Here is a 16803-nt window from a genome sequence, read left to right on the forward strand (position 1 = left end):
CAGGAGACAACCATGAACAACACCCTACGGCACACGCCGTCCCTACGCCTGTCCGCAATGGCCGCAGCACTGGCCGCAGCACTGCTGACAGCCATCCCGGCGCATGCGCAACTGAGTAGCGCCACCATCCAGGGCCAGGTTACCAGCGGCGCGGCGCCGTCGGCCGGCAGCCCCGTCACCGCCACCAACCAGTTGAATGGCTACGTCTACAACACCGTCACGCGCGCCGACGGCAGCTATGTGCTGACCGGCGTCGCGCCGGGCACCTACCAGATCAAGGTCGGCGATCAGAAGTCCGAACTGGTGACCGTCAGCGTCGGCCAGACCAGCCAGGTCAACCTGGCGCTGCAAGGCGGTGTGCAGCAAGTGGTGATCACCGGCTCCGCGTCGCGGCGCGATGTCGCCGGTTCCGAGGTCGGCACCTCCGTCTCGCGCGAACAAATCGAGAAGCTGCCGCAGGTCACCCGCAACTTCCTGTCCTTCGCCGATCTGGCGCCCGGTGTGCGCTTCAGCGTCGACAACAGCGGCAACGTCAAGCTGCAGTCCGGGTCGCAGAACCAGGACAACGTCAACGTCTTCATCGATGGCGTCAGCCAGAAGAACAACATCCTTCGCGGCGGTGTCTCCGGCCTTGATACGAGCCGCGGCAATCCGTTCCCGCAATCGGCGATCGCCGAGTACAAGGTGATCGCGCAAAACTACAAGGCGGAATTCGATCAGGTGTCGAGCGCCGCGATCACGGCCATCACCAAATCCGGCGGCAACGAGCTCCATGGCGACGCGTTCTGGGACCACACCGGCACCAATCTCACGGCCAAGGATCCGTTCCAGAAGGAGTCGGAAGAACGGGGTGTCGGTCGTCCGAAGTCGTCGCAAGATCAATACGGCATGACCTTGGGTGGCCCGATCAAGAAGGACGTCGCGCATTACTTCTTCGCCTACGAGGGCAAGAAGATCGACAGTCCGCGCCAGGTGATCGCGCAGCGCACCGATTTGCTGCCCAATGCCGGCATCGTCCCGTCTTTGCTGGCGCAGCAGGGGAATGCGGTATCGAAGTTCAAGGAGGATTTGTTTTTGCTGAAGGTCGACGCCCAGATCGCCAAGAACCAGCGCGTCGAAGCGACCGCGCGGATACGGCGCGAGACCGACATGATTCCAGAGGATGTGAAACTGAGCGTGGCCGAGAATGTTCTTAATCGCAGCAACGATGAGGACCGTCTGGACTTCAAGCACGAGTGGAGTAACGACGATTTCCTCAACGAGGCCCGTATCGGCTACGAGAAGTACAGCTGGAATCCGCATTCGAACGCGAACACGCCGTATATCAAGTATCAGGTCTCGCCGAGCAACACGGATATCAACGTCGTCGACGTGCTGGTTGTCGGCGGCTCGCCGAACAATCAGTTCCGCCAGCAGAGCGGCTTGTTGTTCCAGGACGATCTGACCTACACCGGCAAGAGCGGACACACGATGAAGGCTGGCTTCAAGATCAAGCACATCACCTATGATTTGTCCGGCACCGCGTTCGCCGTCGAGCGGCGCATCGAGCGGATCGACACTGTCACCGGCTTGCCAAGCCTGATCCGCTCCGAAGCCTCGGTGCCGCCGTACGGCGTCGAGTTCTCCAACAACCAGTACGGCATCTACTTCCAGGACGACTGGCAAGCCACCGAGAAGCTGCTGCTCAATCTGGGCATGCGCTACGACTACGAAGACAACATGCTTAACGACAGTTACGCGACGCCGGCCGACCGCGTCGCCCTGTTTGGAAAGCAGGACCCGCGCGATGGCGCGCCCGTCGGCCAGACATACGCGCAGTCGCTGGCCAAGGGCGGCGTCAATATCAATGACTACATCAGCACCGGCAACAGCCGCAAGGCGTTTAAAAAAGCCTTGGCGCCTCGCCTCGGACTCTCCTACGATATCAACGGCGACCGCGCATCGGTGCTGTTCGCCGGTTGGGGCAGGGCGTACGACCGCACCATCGCCAACCATGCGCTGGACGAGGCGCAGAAGAACGCGCAGGCAGGCGGGGAGATCTGGATGATCAAGAACGATCACAAGATGGCCTACACCGATATGTGGAGCTTCGGCCTGCGCCAGGCGCTGGGCGTATGGAACGGGGAGGCGGGTTATACCAATTCGCGCGCCCGCAACCAGTTCAACTGGTTCGGTGGCAACCGCGATCCGCAGGGTGGATGGGGCGGGGCCAGCCCGATCGATCCGATGTTCAATTCCGTGCCAGGTTACGGCACGCTGGTGCTGGGCGATTTCGTCTCGCAAGCAAAGACCGAGTCTGTCTATTTGAAAATGGACAAGCCTTATACCAAGGCTTCGACCTGGAGTCTGGGCGCGACCTATACTTACAGCAAGGCCGAGACCACCAACAAGGAGTGGACCAACGAGATCTTCAACTGGACCTATGGGCGCTTCGCCTCCGCATGGAATCCGTCGACAGACGTCGAGCGCCATCGCCTGGTGGTCGCTGGGGTGTCCGATGGCTGGCTGCCATGGGGCCTGATGTTGTCAGGGAAGGTGACGTTGGGGTCCGGCCTTCCTTACCGCATCACCGACTGCTCGACCGGTTTCAATCAATGCGTGTCTGCCAAAGGCGAAGGTGACCGGTTCCGCCAAGTGGATGTCGGCCTCTCTAAGGAAGTCGGGTTCCGCTTCGGCCGCGTCTCGTTGCGAGCCGACGTACTCAATCTGTTCAACAGCATTAACTACGGCGGCTACGATGGTTGGGGTGGTGGTCCGGGCAATCCGCAGAACCGTTTTGGTGGCGACAACCGCAACCTCGGCAAGCCGAATTCGATGGGCGGCCAGATGCGCACCTTGAAGTTCAGCGCGCGCTACGCGTTCTGAGGAGGCCTGGGTTCATGACCGTATTTTCCAAGCCTCGCGCCTTGCACACCGCCGCAAGCCTCGCGATCGCCGTTTCCGCCTTGTTCGCCGGCGCCGGCGTCGCGCAGGCGCGCGATGCCGCGCTGCCGCCGATGTTCGACGATCTGCAGCGCCGCACCTTCGACTTTTTCTGGGAAACCGCCAATCCGGCCAACGGCCTGGTGCCGGACCGGTATCCGACGCCGTCGTTCTCCAGCGTGGCGGCGGTCGGCTTCGGCTTGACCGCGTATCCGATTGGCGTCGAGCGTGGCTACGTCACGCGCCAGCAGGCGCGCGACCGCGTGCTGGCCACCTTGCGCTTCTTCCGCAACGCGCCTCAGGGAGGCGACAAGGGCACGTCCACCAGTGGTTACAAGGGTTTCTTCTATCATTTCCTGGATATGAAGACGGGCCTGCGGCACGACAAGGTGGAGCTCTCGACGGTCGACACGGCGCTATTCCTGGCCGGCGCGCTGTTCTGCCAATCTTACTTCGACGGCGACGATCCGGCCGAGAAGGAGATCCGCAAGCTAGCCGCAGAAATATATGAGCGGGTAGACTGGACCTGGGCGCAGGCGCGCAAGCCGTCGATCGCGCTGGGCTGGCATCCGGAATCCGGTTTTATCCCCTACGATTGGAAAGGCTACAACGAGGCGATGCTGGTCTACGTGCTGGCGCTTGGATCGCCCACCCATCCGGTGCAACCGGATGCCTGGAAAGCCTGGACCAGCACCTATGCGAACAGCCTGGAAGGCAAGGGCGACAAGGAGTACCTCGCTTATCCATCGCTGTTCATCCACCAGTACAGCCATGTGTGGATCGACTTTCGAGGTATCCGCGACGAGTATATGAGCAAACGCGGATACGACTATTTCGAGAACAGCCGCCGCGCCACCTATGCGCAGCAGGCTTACGCGATCGCCAATCCGCTGCGCTGCAAGGGCTACGGCGCCAACGTCTGGGGTATCACCGCCAGCGATGGTCCGGTGGACAAAACGCTCGACTACGGCGGCATCAAGCTTCCATTCCGCACTTACACGGCGCGCGGCATCGGCGGCTTGAAGCACTACGACGATTGCACGCTGGCGCCGACGGCGGCCGCGTCGTCGCTGCCGTTCGCGCCGGAGATCGTGGTGCCGGCGGTGCTGGAGATGAAGAAGCGCTACGGCGACTGGATTTATGGCCGCTACGGCTTCCTGGATGCCTTCAATCCAAGCTTCGACTACGATATCCCCGTCTCGCAAGGACAAACGATCAAGGGCAAGGGCTGGGTCGACAACGACTATCTCGGCATCGACCAGGGGCCGATCATCGCCATGACGGAAAACTATCGCAGCGATTTCGTGTGGCGCGTGATGCGCGGCCACCCGGTCATCCGGCGCGGCCTCGAACGCGCGGGCTTCACAGGCGGTTGGTTGAAACAGCCGGAGAAGGTCAAACCGGCGGCAGAGATGGCGCCCGCCCAATGACGCGAGGGTTGTCAACGTGCCGGGGCTTCGCACGCGCGATGCTGCTGATGCTGGCCTGCGGCCTGCTGGCATCATGCGCGCCGCGCAAAGAGCAGGGCGTGGTGCTGAAGTTTTGGGCCATGGGGCGCGAGGGCGAGGTGGTCACCGCGCTGATGCCGGAATTCGAACGCACCCACCCCGGCGTGCGCGTCGAAGTCCAGCAACTGCCGTGGACCGCCGCGCACGAAAAGCTGCTGACCGCATTCGCCGGCGACGTCATGCCCGACATTTTCCAGCTCGGGAACACCTGGGTGCCGGAGTTTGCCGTGCTGGGCGCGCTGCTGCCGCTCGATGCGCAGGTCGCCGCCTCGAAGCTGGTGACGCAGGCCGACTATTTTCCCGGCATCTGGGATACCAACATCGTTGACGGCAAGTTGTGGGGCGCGCCGTGGTATATCGACACCCGCGTGTTGTTCTATCGCCGCGATATGTTGGCGCTCGCCGGCTACGCCAAGCCGCCACAAACCTGGGCCGAGTGGATGAAGGCGATGAACGCCATCAAGCGCCGCGTGGGCCCGGACAACTACGCGATCCTGCTGCCGAGCGATGAATTCGAGCCCCTGCTGGCATTGGCGTTGCAGAACGACGAGCCTTTGCTGCGTGACGGCGGCCGCTATGGCAATTTCCGCAGCGCGGGTTTCCGCCGCAGCCTGCAGCTATACGCCGACATGTACGCGCAGAAGCTGGCGCCGATGAACCGCATCACCAACGTCTATCACGAATTCGGCATGGGCTACGTGTCCTTCTACATTTCCGGGCCCTGGAACATGGGCGAGTTCAAACGCCGTCTGCCCGCCGATCAGCAGGAGCACTGGATGACGGCCATCTTGCCCGGGCCTTCCGGTCCGGCGGCTTCCATCGCCGGCGGTTCCAGTCTGGTACTGTCGGCGTCCTCCAAGCATCCGCGCGAGGCGTGGCAGTTGATTGAGTACCTGTCCCGTACCGACACGGCCGCGCGCTTCCACGAATTGACGGGAGATTTGCCGCCGCGCCGCAGCAACTGGAGCGCGCCGCGTCTTGCCAACGATGTCTATGCCCAGGCATTCCGCCAGCAGTTCGAGCGTGTGAAGCCGGCGCCCAAGGTGCCCGAGTGGGAACGGATCGCCACCGAAATGCGGCTGGTCGCCGAGCGTGTAACGCACGGCGAGCTGACGGTAGACCAGGCGGTGGTGGCGCTGGACGCGAAGGCCGACCATATCCTGGAAAAGCGCCGCTGGATGCTGGCGCGGAAGGAGGGGCGATGAACTCGCGCCGCGCCGCTTGGTGCTTTGCCGGCCCCGCGCTGTTGGTGATCAGCGTGTTCTTCTTCCTGCCGGTGCTGGCCGCCCTGGTGATGAGCCTTACCGACTTCGATATCTACGCGTTGGCGAATCTGGACAATCTGCGTTTCGTAGGACTGCGCAACTACGCCGAGCTGCTGCAAACGCCGCTGTTCTGGCAGGCGCTGGGCAATACCCTGTACTTCGTCGTCGTTGGCGTGCCGCTGTCGATCGCTGCCTCGCTTGGCGCGGCGTTGCTGCTGAATTCCCGGCTAACCTGGTTCAAGGGTCTGTTCCGCACGGCTTTCTTCGCGCCGGTGGTGACGTCGCTGGTGGCGGTGGCGGTGATCTGGCGCTACCTGCTGCACACGCGCTACGGCATGATCAATCACGGCCTCGATCAACTGGGCATATCCCCGGTGGATTGGCTGAACGATCCCGATTGGGCGATGCCGGCGATTATCCTGTTCGCCGTCTGGAAGAACTTCGGCTACAACATGATCATCTTCCTCGCGGGCCTGCAAAGCATCCCGGATGATCTGTACGAGGCTGCGGGCTTGGACGGCGCCGGCGTATGGGGGCAGTTCCGCTTCATCACCTGGCCGATGCTCGGGCCGACGATGCTGATGGTGAGTATCCTGAGCATGTCCGCGTACTTCCAACTGTTCGCCGAACCGTACGTGATGACGCAGGGCGGGCCGGTGCAGAGCACCGTCAGCGTGCTGTATTTCATGTACGAGCAGGGTTTCAAATGGTGGAATCTGGGCGCGGCGTCGGCGGTGGCCTTCATTCTGTTCGCGATCATGTTCTGCGTCACCTTGCTGCAACTGCGCTTTGCCAAAGGAGCGGACGCATGACCGCCTTCTCCTGGAAACCGCGCGCGCTGGCGCTCAACGCTGTGATGCTTGTCGCCGGCGCGCTGACATTATTCCCGCTGCTATGGATGCTGTCGGTGTCGCTGATGGAGCCCGGCGAATCGAGTGCGTTCCCGCTGCCGCTGGTGCCGCGCGCCGCGACGCTGCACAACTACCGCGAGCTGTTCACGCATGCCGGCATCGGCCGGTATCTGCTCAATAGTTTGCTGCTGTCGTGCGCCGCGACGGCGTTGTCGCTGCTGTTCAACGTTAGCGCGGGATACGCCTTCGCCAAGCTGCAGTTCCGGGGACGTGACCGGATTTTCAAGGTCATGCTCGGCGCGCTGGTGATACCCAGCCAGGTGGCGATGCTGCCGCTGTTCCTGCTGCTGAAGTATCTCGGCTTGGTCAATACCTATGGTGCGGTGCTGGTGCCGGCGATGGCGGGCATTTTCGGCATCTTCCTTGTGCGGCAATACGCGCTGACGATACCGGATGCGCTGCTGGAGGCGGCGCGCATGGACGGCGCCAGCGAGTTCCGCATCTTCCGCGTCATCGTGCTGCCGCTGCTTACGCCGATCCTGGTCACCTTGGGTATCTTTACCTTCCTCGGCACGTGGAACGACTTTATGTGGCCGTTGATAGTGTTGACCGATAAAGACCTTTACACCTTGCCGGTGGCATTGGCATCGCTGTCGCGCGAGCACGTCCAGGATAACGAGTTGATGATGGCCGGCTCGGTGCTGACCATTTTGCCGGTGCTGCTGCTGTTCCTCGGCTTGCAGCGGTACTACATCCAGGGCCTGCTGGTGGGGAGCGTAAAAGGATGAGGCTCATACATATGCTGACTGCGGGCGTGGTCGCCGCGCTGATGTCGGCGGCTATCGCTGCGGAGCCAACTCGCGTGCTCGATGACTTTTCGTCCATCGACGCATGGCAGGCGCAGGCCTCGGATGGCGTGCAATCCGCCGCAAGCGCCGCCGATGGAGGCTTGCGGCTGGATTTCGATTTCGCGGGCAAAGGTGGTTACGCCTTCGTGCGCCGCGCGCTGCCGCTGGACCTGCCGGACAACTACGAGATTTCGTTCTACGTGCGCGCCGACGCTCCGGTGAATCATTTCGAGTTCAAACTCACCGACGCCAGTGGCGACAACGTCTGGTGGTTCCCGCAGCAGAACTACACATTTCCGAATGAGTGGCAACTGGTGCGTATCAAGAAGCGTCAGGTGCTGTTCGCGTGGGGACCGACGAAGGACCGCGTACTCAAACATGCGGACCGCATCGAGTTTGTCGTCAGCGCCGGCAGCGGAGGTGGCAAAGGTTCCATCTACCTTAAACAACTGACGATTCGTGCGCTGCCACCGGTACCGGATGCCTGGCCGAAGCCGGTCGCGCAGGCGTCGTCCCAACTGCCTGGCGGAGCAGCCGCGCTGGCGGTCGATGGCGATGCGGGTACGGCATGGGCAGGCAAGAACAGTAAGGGGAAAGTCCAGCGGCTGACCATCGATCTTGGCGCGGAGCGGGAGTTCGGTGGCCTTGTGCTGCACTGGCAGGGCCGCCGCTACGCGAGCAACTACGATATCGAACTGTCATCCGATGGCAGACAATGGCGGATGGCACGCCGTGTCGTCGCAGGCAATGGCGGCGACGATCCGTTACGCCTGGCGGAGTCCGAAGCGCGCTATATCCGGCTGGTGCTACGCGACGGGCCGTCGTCGGCCTACGCGCTGGCGGAAGTCGATCTGAAGAATTTGGCTTGGGGCGCGACACCGAACCAGTTTATCGAAGGTGTGGCGCGGGGCGCCCAGCGTGGATTGTATCCACGGGGCTTTTCCGGTCAGCAGTCTTACTGGACGCTGGTGGGCGTCGATGGCGGCGGCGATCACAGCGCGCTCATTTCCGAGGATGGCGCGTTGGAGTCGAAACAGGGCGGCTTTTCGGTTGAACCTTTCGTGCGCGACGGAGGTCGGCTAGTCACTTGGGACGATGTGAAAGTGAGCCAGAGTTTGCGGGAGGGGTATCTGCCGGTGCCAACGGTGGCGTGGCGCCATCGCGATTGGACGATGTCCGTCACCGCCGCCGCCGACGGCACGCCGGCTTCATCGCGATTGCTGGCGAAGTACGAGCTGAAAAACCTTGGCGCGACCGCGCGGCGCATGCAACTGGTTCTGGCGGTACGCCCGTTCCAGGTCAACGCGCCGCGCCAGTTCCTCAATACGCCGGGTGGTTTCAGCGCCATTCACGATCTGCGGTGGGATGGCAAGACGGTCACGGTCAACGGCGATGGCAAGATCTATCCTCTGCAAGCTCCCGCCGGCGTGGCGCTGTCGTCGTTCGACGGTGGCATGCTGCCCGGCGCCGATCGTGGACGATCCAGCCCGCGTAGCCTGCATGACGAAACAGGCATGGCTTCAGCGGCGATGACTTACGACGTAATGCTGCCGCCGTATGGCAGCGTTGTAATCGGCGCCGTGCTGCCGATGGCGGGCGGATCGGCGATGAGCGATATTTCTCCCTCCGGCCGGGACGCCGCCGCGTGGCTATCGGGCCGGCAGGATGCCGTAGCGGCGGAGTGGCGCGACAAGCTGAATCGGGTAACGCTGAAAGTGCCCGGGGCGGGCCAGCATATGGCCGATACATTGCGCTCGTCGCTGGCGCACATGCTCATGACGCGCGAGGGCGCATCGCTGCAACCCGGTACGCGCTCCTACCGGCGCTCCTGGGTACGCGATGGCGCGATGATGTCGGAGGCGCTGTTGCGACTTGGTCAGGCCGATATCGCGGCCGACTACCTGCGCTGGTACGCGCCGTACCAGTTCGACAACGGCAAGGTGCCGTGCTGCGTCGATCGCCGTGGCGCCGATCCGGTGCCGGAAAACGATAGCCACGGGCAGTTGATCTTCCTGGCGGCGGAACTGTATCGCTATACGCAGGACAAGACCTCGCTGGCCGACGCATGGCCGCGCATCGACGCCGCCGCGCGGTATATGGAGGCGTTGCGCCAGTCCGAGCGTGTCGAAGCAAACCGCACGCCGGAGCGCCGCGCTTTCTATGGTTTGATGCCGGCCTCGATCAGTCACGAGGGCTATTCGGAAAAGCCGATGCACTCATATTGGGATGACTTCTGGGCCATGCGCGGCTACAAGGACGCCGTCCATATCGCCGCGGCGCTTGGGAAGACCGATGACGAGCGGCGCCTGGCGGCGGCCCGTGACGAGTACCGGCGTGACCTCTATGCCTCGTTGGATGCCGCAACGGCGGTCCACGGCATTGACTACCTGCCCGGCGCGGCGGAACTGGGCGACTTCGATCCCACGTCGTCGACGATTGCGCTGACGCCCGGCGGCGAGCAGCAGTTCCTGCCACCGGCGATGCTGAAGGCCACCTACGACAAGTATTGGGATTTCTTCCTGGCCCGCCGCGACGGCCGCAAGGCGTGGGAGGACTACACGCCGTATGAGCTGCGCAATGTGAGCGCCTTCGTGCGCCTGGGCTGGCGGGAACGTGCGGCCCAATTGCTGGACTACTTCTACGCCGACCAGCGTCCCGCCAAGTGGAACCAGTGGGCCGAAGTCGTCGGCCGCGACATGCGCCAGCCACGATTCGTGGGCGACATGCCGCACGGCTGGATATCGTCCGACTATATCCGCGCGGCGCTCGACTCGTTCGCGTACGAACGCGAGGCGGATCGGGCACTGCTGCTGGCGGAAGGCGTGCCGTTGGATTGGCTGCGGGGAGAAGGCATCGGCCTTCACGGCTTGCGCACGCCGTATGGGCCGCTCAGCTACAAGTTGGCGGCCGGCGATGGTTCGCTGTCGCTGCAGGTGGAGGCGATGCGGCGCACTCCGCCCGGAGGCGTGGTCTTCACCTGGCCGTGGGATACGGAGCCCGGCGCGGCCACGCTGAACGGCAAGCCGGTGACATGGCAAAACCGGCATATCAGGATCGATAGCCTGCCGGCGGTACTGAAAATTAGTGGCGCACCGTTATAACTTCGAGATCACAAGGATCATCAAATGAGTAAATCCATCCAGTTTCCCAGCGACTTCCTGTGGGGTAGCGCGACGTCTGCGTATCAGATCGAAGGCTCGCCGCTGGCCGACGGCGCTGGCCCGAGCATCTGGCACCGCTTCTGCGCGGTGCCGGGTAATGTGCGCGATGGCGACAACGGCGACGTCGCCTGCGACCATTACAACCGCTACAAGGAAGATGTTGCCCTGATGGTGAAGCTGGGGTTGAAAGCCTATCGTTTCAGCGTGTCGTGGAGCCGCATCCTGCCGCAAGGGCGCGGCGCCGTGAATCAGGCGGGCCTGGATTTTTACAGCCGCCTGATCGACGAGCTGCTGGCCAACGGTATCGAGCCCATGCTCACGCTGTACCACTGGGATTTGCCCGCCGCGCTGGACGACCGGGGTGGCTGGCTCAATCCGGACATCGCCGACTGGTTCACCGACTATGCGCGGATACTGTTCCAGGCCTTCGATGGACGGGTCAAGTCGTGGGCGACGCTTAACGAACCCTGGGTGGTCACCGACGGCGGCTACATGCACGGCACCCTGGCGCCGGGACACCGCAGCGTGCACGAGGCGGCGCTGGCCAGCCATAACCTGATGCGCGCGCACGGTAGCGCCGTCAAGGCGTATCGGGAGGTGGGTCGGCATCAAATCGGCATCGTGGTCAATATCGAGCCTAAGTATCCCGCCAGCCAGTCGCAGGCCGATCTCGATGCCACCCGGCGCGCCGACGCCTACATGAACCGCCAGTACCTCGATCCGATCTTCCTGGGCGCCTATCCGCCGGAGCTCAAGCAGATGTTTGGCGAGGCTTGGCCGGATTGGCCCGCCGCCGACTTCGAGTTGATCGGCCAGAAGCTGGACTTCGTCGGCATTAACTACTACACCCGCAGCGTGGTGCGCGATGAGCCCTCCAACTGGCCGTTGAAAGTGGCGCCGGTCCGCCAGACCCAGGCGACCTACACGGAGACGGGATGGGAGGTGTTCCCGCAGGGGCTGACGGATACGCTGGTCAACTTCAAGCGCCTGTACGGCGATACGCCGCTGTATGTGATGGAAAACGGCTCGGCGTTCTACGATCCGCCGCAGGCCGAGGGAGGGCGGGTGCACGACCCGCTGCGCGTCGATTGCCTGCGCAAGAATATGGGCGCCATCAGCGCCGCGCTGGAAGCGGGCGTCGATCTGCGGGGCTACATGGTATGGTCGCTGTTGGACAATCTGGAGTGGTCGTTGGGCTTTTCCAAACGCTTCGGCATCATCCACGTTAATTTTGAAACACAGCAGCGCACGCTGAAAGACAGCGCCATGCTGTACGCCGATATCGTCGCCAGCAATGGCGCGTGTCTCAATCAAGTAGCCGGAAAAGCCTCATGAATAATCGTTTAGAAAACACCTTTGCGCGTGGCGCGCGGTTGCTCTCCAACGGCAGCTTCACCACATTGATCACCGGCGCCGGCATGGGTTTCAGCCGGGTCGGCGACATGGCCCTGTCGCGCTGGAGCGGAGACCGCGTCGAGGACGGCGAGGGCTCTTTTGTCTATCTGCGCGACACCGTCAGCGGCGAGGTCTGGTCGCTGGGCTTGCAGCCTGGCGGCCCGGGGGACGCGGTCAGGACCTCCGGCGGCGAGGCTGGCAGCTTCTGGATTGGCGTCTCGGCGCATGGCATCGCGGCGCATATGGAGATCGCCGTCGATCCCGCGCGGGACCTCGAACTGCGCAGCGTGGTGCTCAAAAATACCGGCTCCACCGAGCGCAATATCGAGGTGACCAGCTATCTGGAGGTGGTATTGAATCGACAAGCGGATGAAGCCTCTCATCCGGCTTTCTCCAAATTGTTCGTGCAGACCGAGCATGACGCCGCCACAGGCGCCTTGCTGGCGCGGCGCAGACCGCGCGGCGAGGGCGATGCGGCGCTGTGGATGGTGCATGCCGCCGCCGGTGGCGCCGCCGCCGGGTTTGAGACGGATCGCACGCGCTTTGTGGGACGCGGACGCGAGCTGCGCTCGCCGGCCGGCATGGACGGAGAACTCTCCGGCACGGCCGGGAATGTGCTCGATCCGGCATTCAGCCTGCGCCGCGCGGTGACGCTGGCGCCAGGCGCGCACGCCAGCGTGGCATTTATCCTGGGCGCGGCGGACAGTCGCGAGCACGCGCTCGCGTTAGCCGGAGGCCTGGACCCGGCGGATCGTGCGCCGATCAATGCCGCCCGCGCCGCCCAGCAGGCGCTCGAGCAGCGACTGGGTTTGAGCTCGGACGATGCGACTTATTTGCAGCGCTTGGCGGGTGCGATGCTGTATGGCGAGCCGGCGGTACGCGCACCGCGGCATACTGCGCGTGAGGTCGAAACTTCCGCCGATATCGCTTCCGTCCTTTCTTCCTACGCTCTTCCGGCCGGGCCGTTGGCCGTCCTGTGGGTCGATGGCGCCGACGATGCCAACGCCCGTTTGTTGCTGCGTGCTCGCGCTTACTGGGCCGTGCACGGCTTCAAGGTCGACCTTTTACTGCTGGATCGTGACGGCGCTTACAAGGATGTGGAAGGCGTCCATGTGCGCAAACCGGAAAAGTTCAAAAAGCAGGATCTCGCCTTGATCGAAATGACCGCGCTGTTGGTTGTCCGCGGCCGGATGCCGGTGCTGGATGTCGACGTCGGCGCCGCCGCCCAGCCGCCTGCCATGCGCACTGCGCAAGCGGATGGACCGGCGACGGTGCCCGGCCGCGCCGTGCTGCATCACTTTAATGGCTATGGCGGGTTTACCGATGCCGGCGACGAGTATGTGATCCGCATGGACTGGAGCGCAGCCGATGGGCTGCGCCGTCCGCCGCTGGCCTGGACCAACGCGATATCGAACGAGGGATTCGGCTTTTTGGTCAGTGAAAGTGGCGCGGGCTACACCTGGAGCCGCAACAGCCGCGTCCACCGGTTGACGCCATGGTCCAACGACCCGATACGCGATCCGCACGGCGAGGCGCTGTATCTGCGCGACGAGGACACTGGCCAGTACTGGTCACCGGTGCCCGGTCCGGCACCAGCGTGCGCTGGATACGAGGCGGCGCATGGTTTTGGCTACACGCGCTTCAATCATTTTAGCCATGGCCTGGAGCAGGATACGGTGATGTTCGTGCCGCGCCATGAGCCGGTCAAGATCGTGCGTGTGCGGGTGACCAATCGCGACGCGGTTGCGCGCCGCGTGTCGCTGTTCTCGTACCAGCGACTGGTGTTGGGAGGAACGCCGGCCGAGAGCAGCCGGTTCGTCATCACCGAGCTGGATGCCTCGGGAACGCTGCTGGCGACCAATCCACTCGCCGGCCAGTTCGCGGACGGTGTCACGTTTGCCGCCGCTTTGCCGGGTGATGGCGCGGCGGTGCATCACAGCGCTGATCGCGAAGCCTTCATCGGCCAACACGGCGACCTTGCCAAGCCTGTCGCGTTGGCTGACGCACAATTGAACGGCGCGACAGGCGCCGGCCTCGATCCCTGCGCGGCGTTCCAGACGACGCATGACCTGGCGCCGGGCGCCACGCTGGAATGGGTTGTGCTGCTGGGCGAAACGCAGGAGCGCGCGACGGCGCTGGAACTGGTGCGGCGCTACGCAGCCCCAGGAGCGGTTCAGCAGGCGCTCGAAGAAATCACCGCCTTCTGGCGCGACACCGTCGGCGCCGTGCAGGTGCGCACGCCGGTGGCCGCCATCGACTTGATGCAGAACGGCTGGCTGGCCTACCAGAACCTCAGCTGCCGCATCTGGGGACGCTCGGCGTTCTACCAATCCGGCGGCGCGTTGGGCTATCGCGACCAGTTGCAGGATTCCAGCGCGATGATTTACGCGCGTCCGGACTTGACGCGTCAGCAGATCCGCATCCACGCGGCGCACCAGTTTGTCGAAGGCGACGTGCTGCACTGGTGGCATACCGCGCCGCTGGAACGCGGGTTGCGCACGCGTTTCTCCGATGACCTGCTTTGGCTCCCATACGTTACCGCCTTCTATATCAAGACCACCGGCGACTGGAGCGTGCTCGATGAAGTCGAACCATTCCTGACGGCGCCGTTGCTGGAGGAGGGCGAGGACGAGGTTTATCTGAAACCGTCGTTGTCGGGCGAAAGCGCCGTCGTCTACGAGCATTGCTGCCGCGCGCTGGACCGCTCGCTGACCCAGGGCGCGCACGGCCTGCCGCTGATGGGCACCGGCGACTGGAACGACGGCATGAACCGCGTCGGCCGCGAAGGGCGCGGCGAAAGCGTATGGATGGGCTTTTTCCTGTCACGCATCATCAAGGATTTCCTGCCGATCTGCGAACGGCGTGGCGATACCGCACGCGTCGCCATTTACAGCGCATATCACGATCATCTGGACCATGCGCTGAACGATGGCGGCTGGGACGGAGAATGGTATCGCCGCGCTTATTACGACAACGGCGCCGTCATCGGTTCCAAGGACAGCGACGAATGCCAGATCGACGCGCTGGCGCAGGCGTGGGCCGTGATCTCCGAGGCGGCGCCACCGGCACGGGCGGCACAGGCGCTCGACGCGCTGGAGCAACGGCTGGTGTCCGAACAGGATGGCCTGATACGGCTGCTGACACCTGCTTTCGTCAACACGCCCAACGATCCGGGCTACATCAAGGGTTACGTGGCGGGCGTGCGGGAGAACGGTGGCCAGTACACCCATGCGGCATGCTGGGTGGTGCGCGCGATGGCCGAAGCGGGACGCCGCGACCGCGCCGCGCCGCTGCTGGAGATGCTCAGCCCAGTGACCCATGCGCGCGACATGGCGGCGGTGGCCGTTTATCAGGTCGAGCCGTATGTCATCGCGGCCGATGTTTACGGCGAGGCGCCGCATGTGGGGCGCGGCGGCTGGACCTGGTACACAGGATCGTCCGGCTGGATGTACCGGGTGGGGCTTGAGTCGGTGCTGGGATTCAGCATCGAAGGCGGCGACACCATTGTGATGGCGCCACGCATCCCGGACGACTGGCCGGAGTTCAGCATCCGCCATCAGTTGCCCGATGGCGGCGGCAGCTACGAGATCAAGGTACTCAATCCCGGGCGCAGCGCCAAGGACGTCGTATCGGTTACCCTTGACGGCACGGCGCTCGCGGCCGACGACGGCGTGGCGCGCATTCCGCTGCTGCGCGATGGCGCGGTCCATCGCGTTGAACTGGTGTTGGGTTGAGGGGAAACCATGGCAGGAGTAGACATTCGCGGCATACGCAAGGGGTTCGGCCAACAGCCCATCCTGCGCGGTATAGACCTGAGCATCGCCGACGGCGAGTTCGTGGTGTTCGTCGGGCCGTCGGGTTGCGGCAAATCGACCTTGCTGCGCACGATCTGCGGGTTGGAAACCGCCGACGAAGGCACGGTGAGTATCGGCGGTCGCGACATGACGCACGTGACGCCCGCCGCGCGGGGCATCGCGATGGTGTTCCAGAGCTATGCGCTGTATCCGCACATGACGGTATTCGACAACATGGGCTTCGCGCTGAAGATGGCGGGACTGTCGCGCGACGAGATAAGGACCAAGGTGGAGCAGGCGGCGGCCACGCTGCGTATCGAGCCGCTGTTACAGCGTAAGCCCAAGGAGCTGTCGGGCGGGCAGCGGCAGCGGGTGGCGATCGGGCGCGCGATCGTGCGTCAGCCGCAGGTGTTCCTGTTCGACGAGCCGCTGTCCAATCTCGACGCCTCGCTGCGGGTGCAGATGCGCATCGAGCTGAAAAACCTGCACCGCACCCTGGGCAGCACGATGATTTATGTGACCCACGACCAGGTGGAGGCGATGACCTTGGCCGACCGCATCGTCGTGCTGCGCGGTGGGCAGGTGGAGCAGGTGGGGGCGCCGCTGGATTTGTATCAGCGGCCGGCCAATATGTTCGTCGCCGGCTTTCTCGGTTCGCCGGCGATGAATTTCCTGACTGGCGTGGTGGAGCTGCTGGCAGGGCAGGCGATGGCGGTGCGGCTGGCCGGCGGCGCGCTGGTGCCGATCGGCGCACGCGATGGACTGGCGCCCGGATCGCCGGTGTCGCTCGGCGTGCGCGCCGAGCACATGGCGCTGGCGCCGCCGGATTCGGCAGGTGGCGGTGCCGCCGGCATTCCGGTCACGGTGCAGGCGGCGGAGTTGCTGGGCGACGCCAGCTACATTTACCTGACGCCCGACGGTGGCACGACCCAGCTGATTGCAAGGGTGGATGCCGACGCGCGGTGGCAGGCCGGGCAAACAGCGGTGATCCGCGTCGAGCAGGCCCGTTGGCACGTCTTCGATGATTCCGGACAGGCCGTCTATTAAATTCTATTGAAT

General features: G+C 63.9%; 9 protein-coding genes. All 9 read left to right on the forward strand.

The features are described 5' to 3' along the window. The first annotated feature begins 12 nt into the window (after positions 1-12). Genes NHH88_10730 through ugpC form a run of 9 tightly spaced genes read left to right on the forward strand, consistent with a single transcriptional unit; the run spans position 13 to position 16791 of the window. On the forward strand, positions 13-2865 hold the full coding sequence (locus NHH88_10730; protein USX16225.1) for a TonB-dependent receptor: 2853 nt from the start codon (positions 13-15) through the stop codon (positions 2863-2865). Positions 2866-2879: 14 nt separating this feature from the next. Continuing rightward, positions 2880-4352: a hypothetical protein gene (locus NHH88_10735; GenBank protein ID USX16226.1), complete on the forward strand. Its 1473-nt coding sequence runs from the start codon at positions 2880-2882 to the stop codon at positions 4350-4352. Positions 4353-4390: 38 nt separating this feature from the next. Next, a complete protein-coding gene (locus tag NHH88_10740) occupies positions 4391-5635 on the forward strand; it encodes a sugar ABC transporter substrate-binding protein (protein ID USX16227.1) in 1245 nt (414 codons plus the stop codon). Next, entirely contained in the window at positions 5632-6507 is an 876-nt protein-coding gene (locus NHH88_10745; GenBank protein USX16228.1) for a sugar ABC transporter permease, read from the forward strand. The genes NHH88_10740 and NHH88_10745 overlap by 4 nt, the downstream gene beginning before the upstream one ends. Then, positions 6504-7334, forward strand: coding sequence for a carbohydrate ABC transporter permease (locus NHH88_10750; protein USX16229.1), 831 nt, complete (start codon positions 6504-6506; stop codon positions 7332-7334). Before NHH88_10745 ends, NHH88_10750 begins: the two co-directional genes overlap by 4 nt. After that, entirely contained in the window at positions 7331-10495 is a 3165-nt protein-coding gene (locus tag NHH88_10755; GenBank protein USX16230.1) for a discoidin domain-containing protein, read from the forward strand. Before NHH88_10750 ends, NHH88_10755 begins: the two co-directional genes overlap by 4 nt. 24 nt (positions 10496-10519) lie before the next feature. Beyond that, complete coding sequence (locus NHH88_10760) at positions 10520-11890, forward strand: GH1 family beta-glucosidase (GenBank protein ID USX16231.1); 1371 nt, start codon at positions 10520-10522, stop codon at positions 11888-11890. After that, on the forward strand, positions 11887-15684 hold the full coding sequence (locus NHH88_10765) for a hypothetical protein (protein ID USX16232.1): 3798 nt from the start codon (positions 11887-11889) through the stop codon (positions 15682-15684). The genes NHH88_10760 and NHH88_10765 overlap by 4 nt, the downstream gene beginning before the upstream one ends. Before the next feature lie 9 nt (positions 15685-15693). Beyond that, positions 15694-16791 carry a sn-glycerol-3-phosphate ABC transporter ATP-binding protein UgpC gene (gene ugpC, locus NHH88_10770; protein ID USX16233.1) on the forward strand — a complete coding sequence of 366 codons (1098 nt, stop codon included), beginning with the start codon at positions 15694-15696 and terminating at the stop codon, positions 16789-16791. Positions 16792-16803: the final 12 nt, after the last annotated feature.

The sequence above is a fragment of the Oxalobacteraceae bacterium OTU3CAMAD1 genome, from assembly GCA_024123915.1.
Taxonomy (GTDB): Bacteria; Pseudomonadota; Gammaproteobacteria; order Burkholderiales; family Burkholderiaceae_D; genus Rugamonas.

Excerpts from the sequence above, each read along its gene's own strand:
- NHH88_10730 (USX16225.1), top strand. The coding sequence starts at position 13 with ATGAACAACACCCTACGGCACACGCCGTCCCTACGCCTGTCCGCAATG.
- NHH88_10735 (USX16226.1), top strand. The coding sequence starts at position 2,880 with ATGACCGTATTTTCCAAGCCTCGCGCCTTGCACACCGCCGCAAGCCTC.
- NHH88_10740 (USX16227.1), top strand. The coding sequence starts at position 4,391 with ATGCTGCTGATGCTGGCCTGCGGCCTGCTGGCATCATGCGCGCCGCGC.
- NHH88_10745 (USX16228.1), top strand. The coding sequence starts at position 5,632 with ATGAACTCGCGCCGCGCCGCTTGGTGCTTTGCCGGCCCCGCGCTGTTG.
- NHH88_10750 (USX16229.1), top strand. The coding sequence starts at position 6,504 with ATGACCGCCTTCTCCTGGAAACCGCGCGCGCTGGCGCTCAACGCTGTG.
- NHH88_10755 (USX16230.1), top strand. The coding sequence starts at position 7,331 with ATGAGGCTCATACATATGCTGACTGCGGGCGTGGTCGCCGCGCTGATG.
- NHH88_10760 (USX16231.1), top strand. The coding sequence starts at position 10,520 with ATGAGTAAATCCATCCAGTTTCCCAGCGACTTCCTGTGGGGTAGCGCG.
- NHH88_10765 (USX16232.1), top strand. The coding sequence starts at position 11,887 with ATGAATAATCGTTTAGAAAACACCTTTGCGCGTGGCGCGCGGTTGCTC.
- ugpC (USX16233.1), top strand. The coding sequence starts at position 15,694 with ATGGCAGGAGTAGACATTCGCGGCATACGCAAGGGGTTCGGCCAACAG.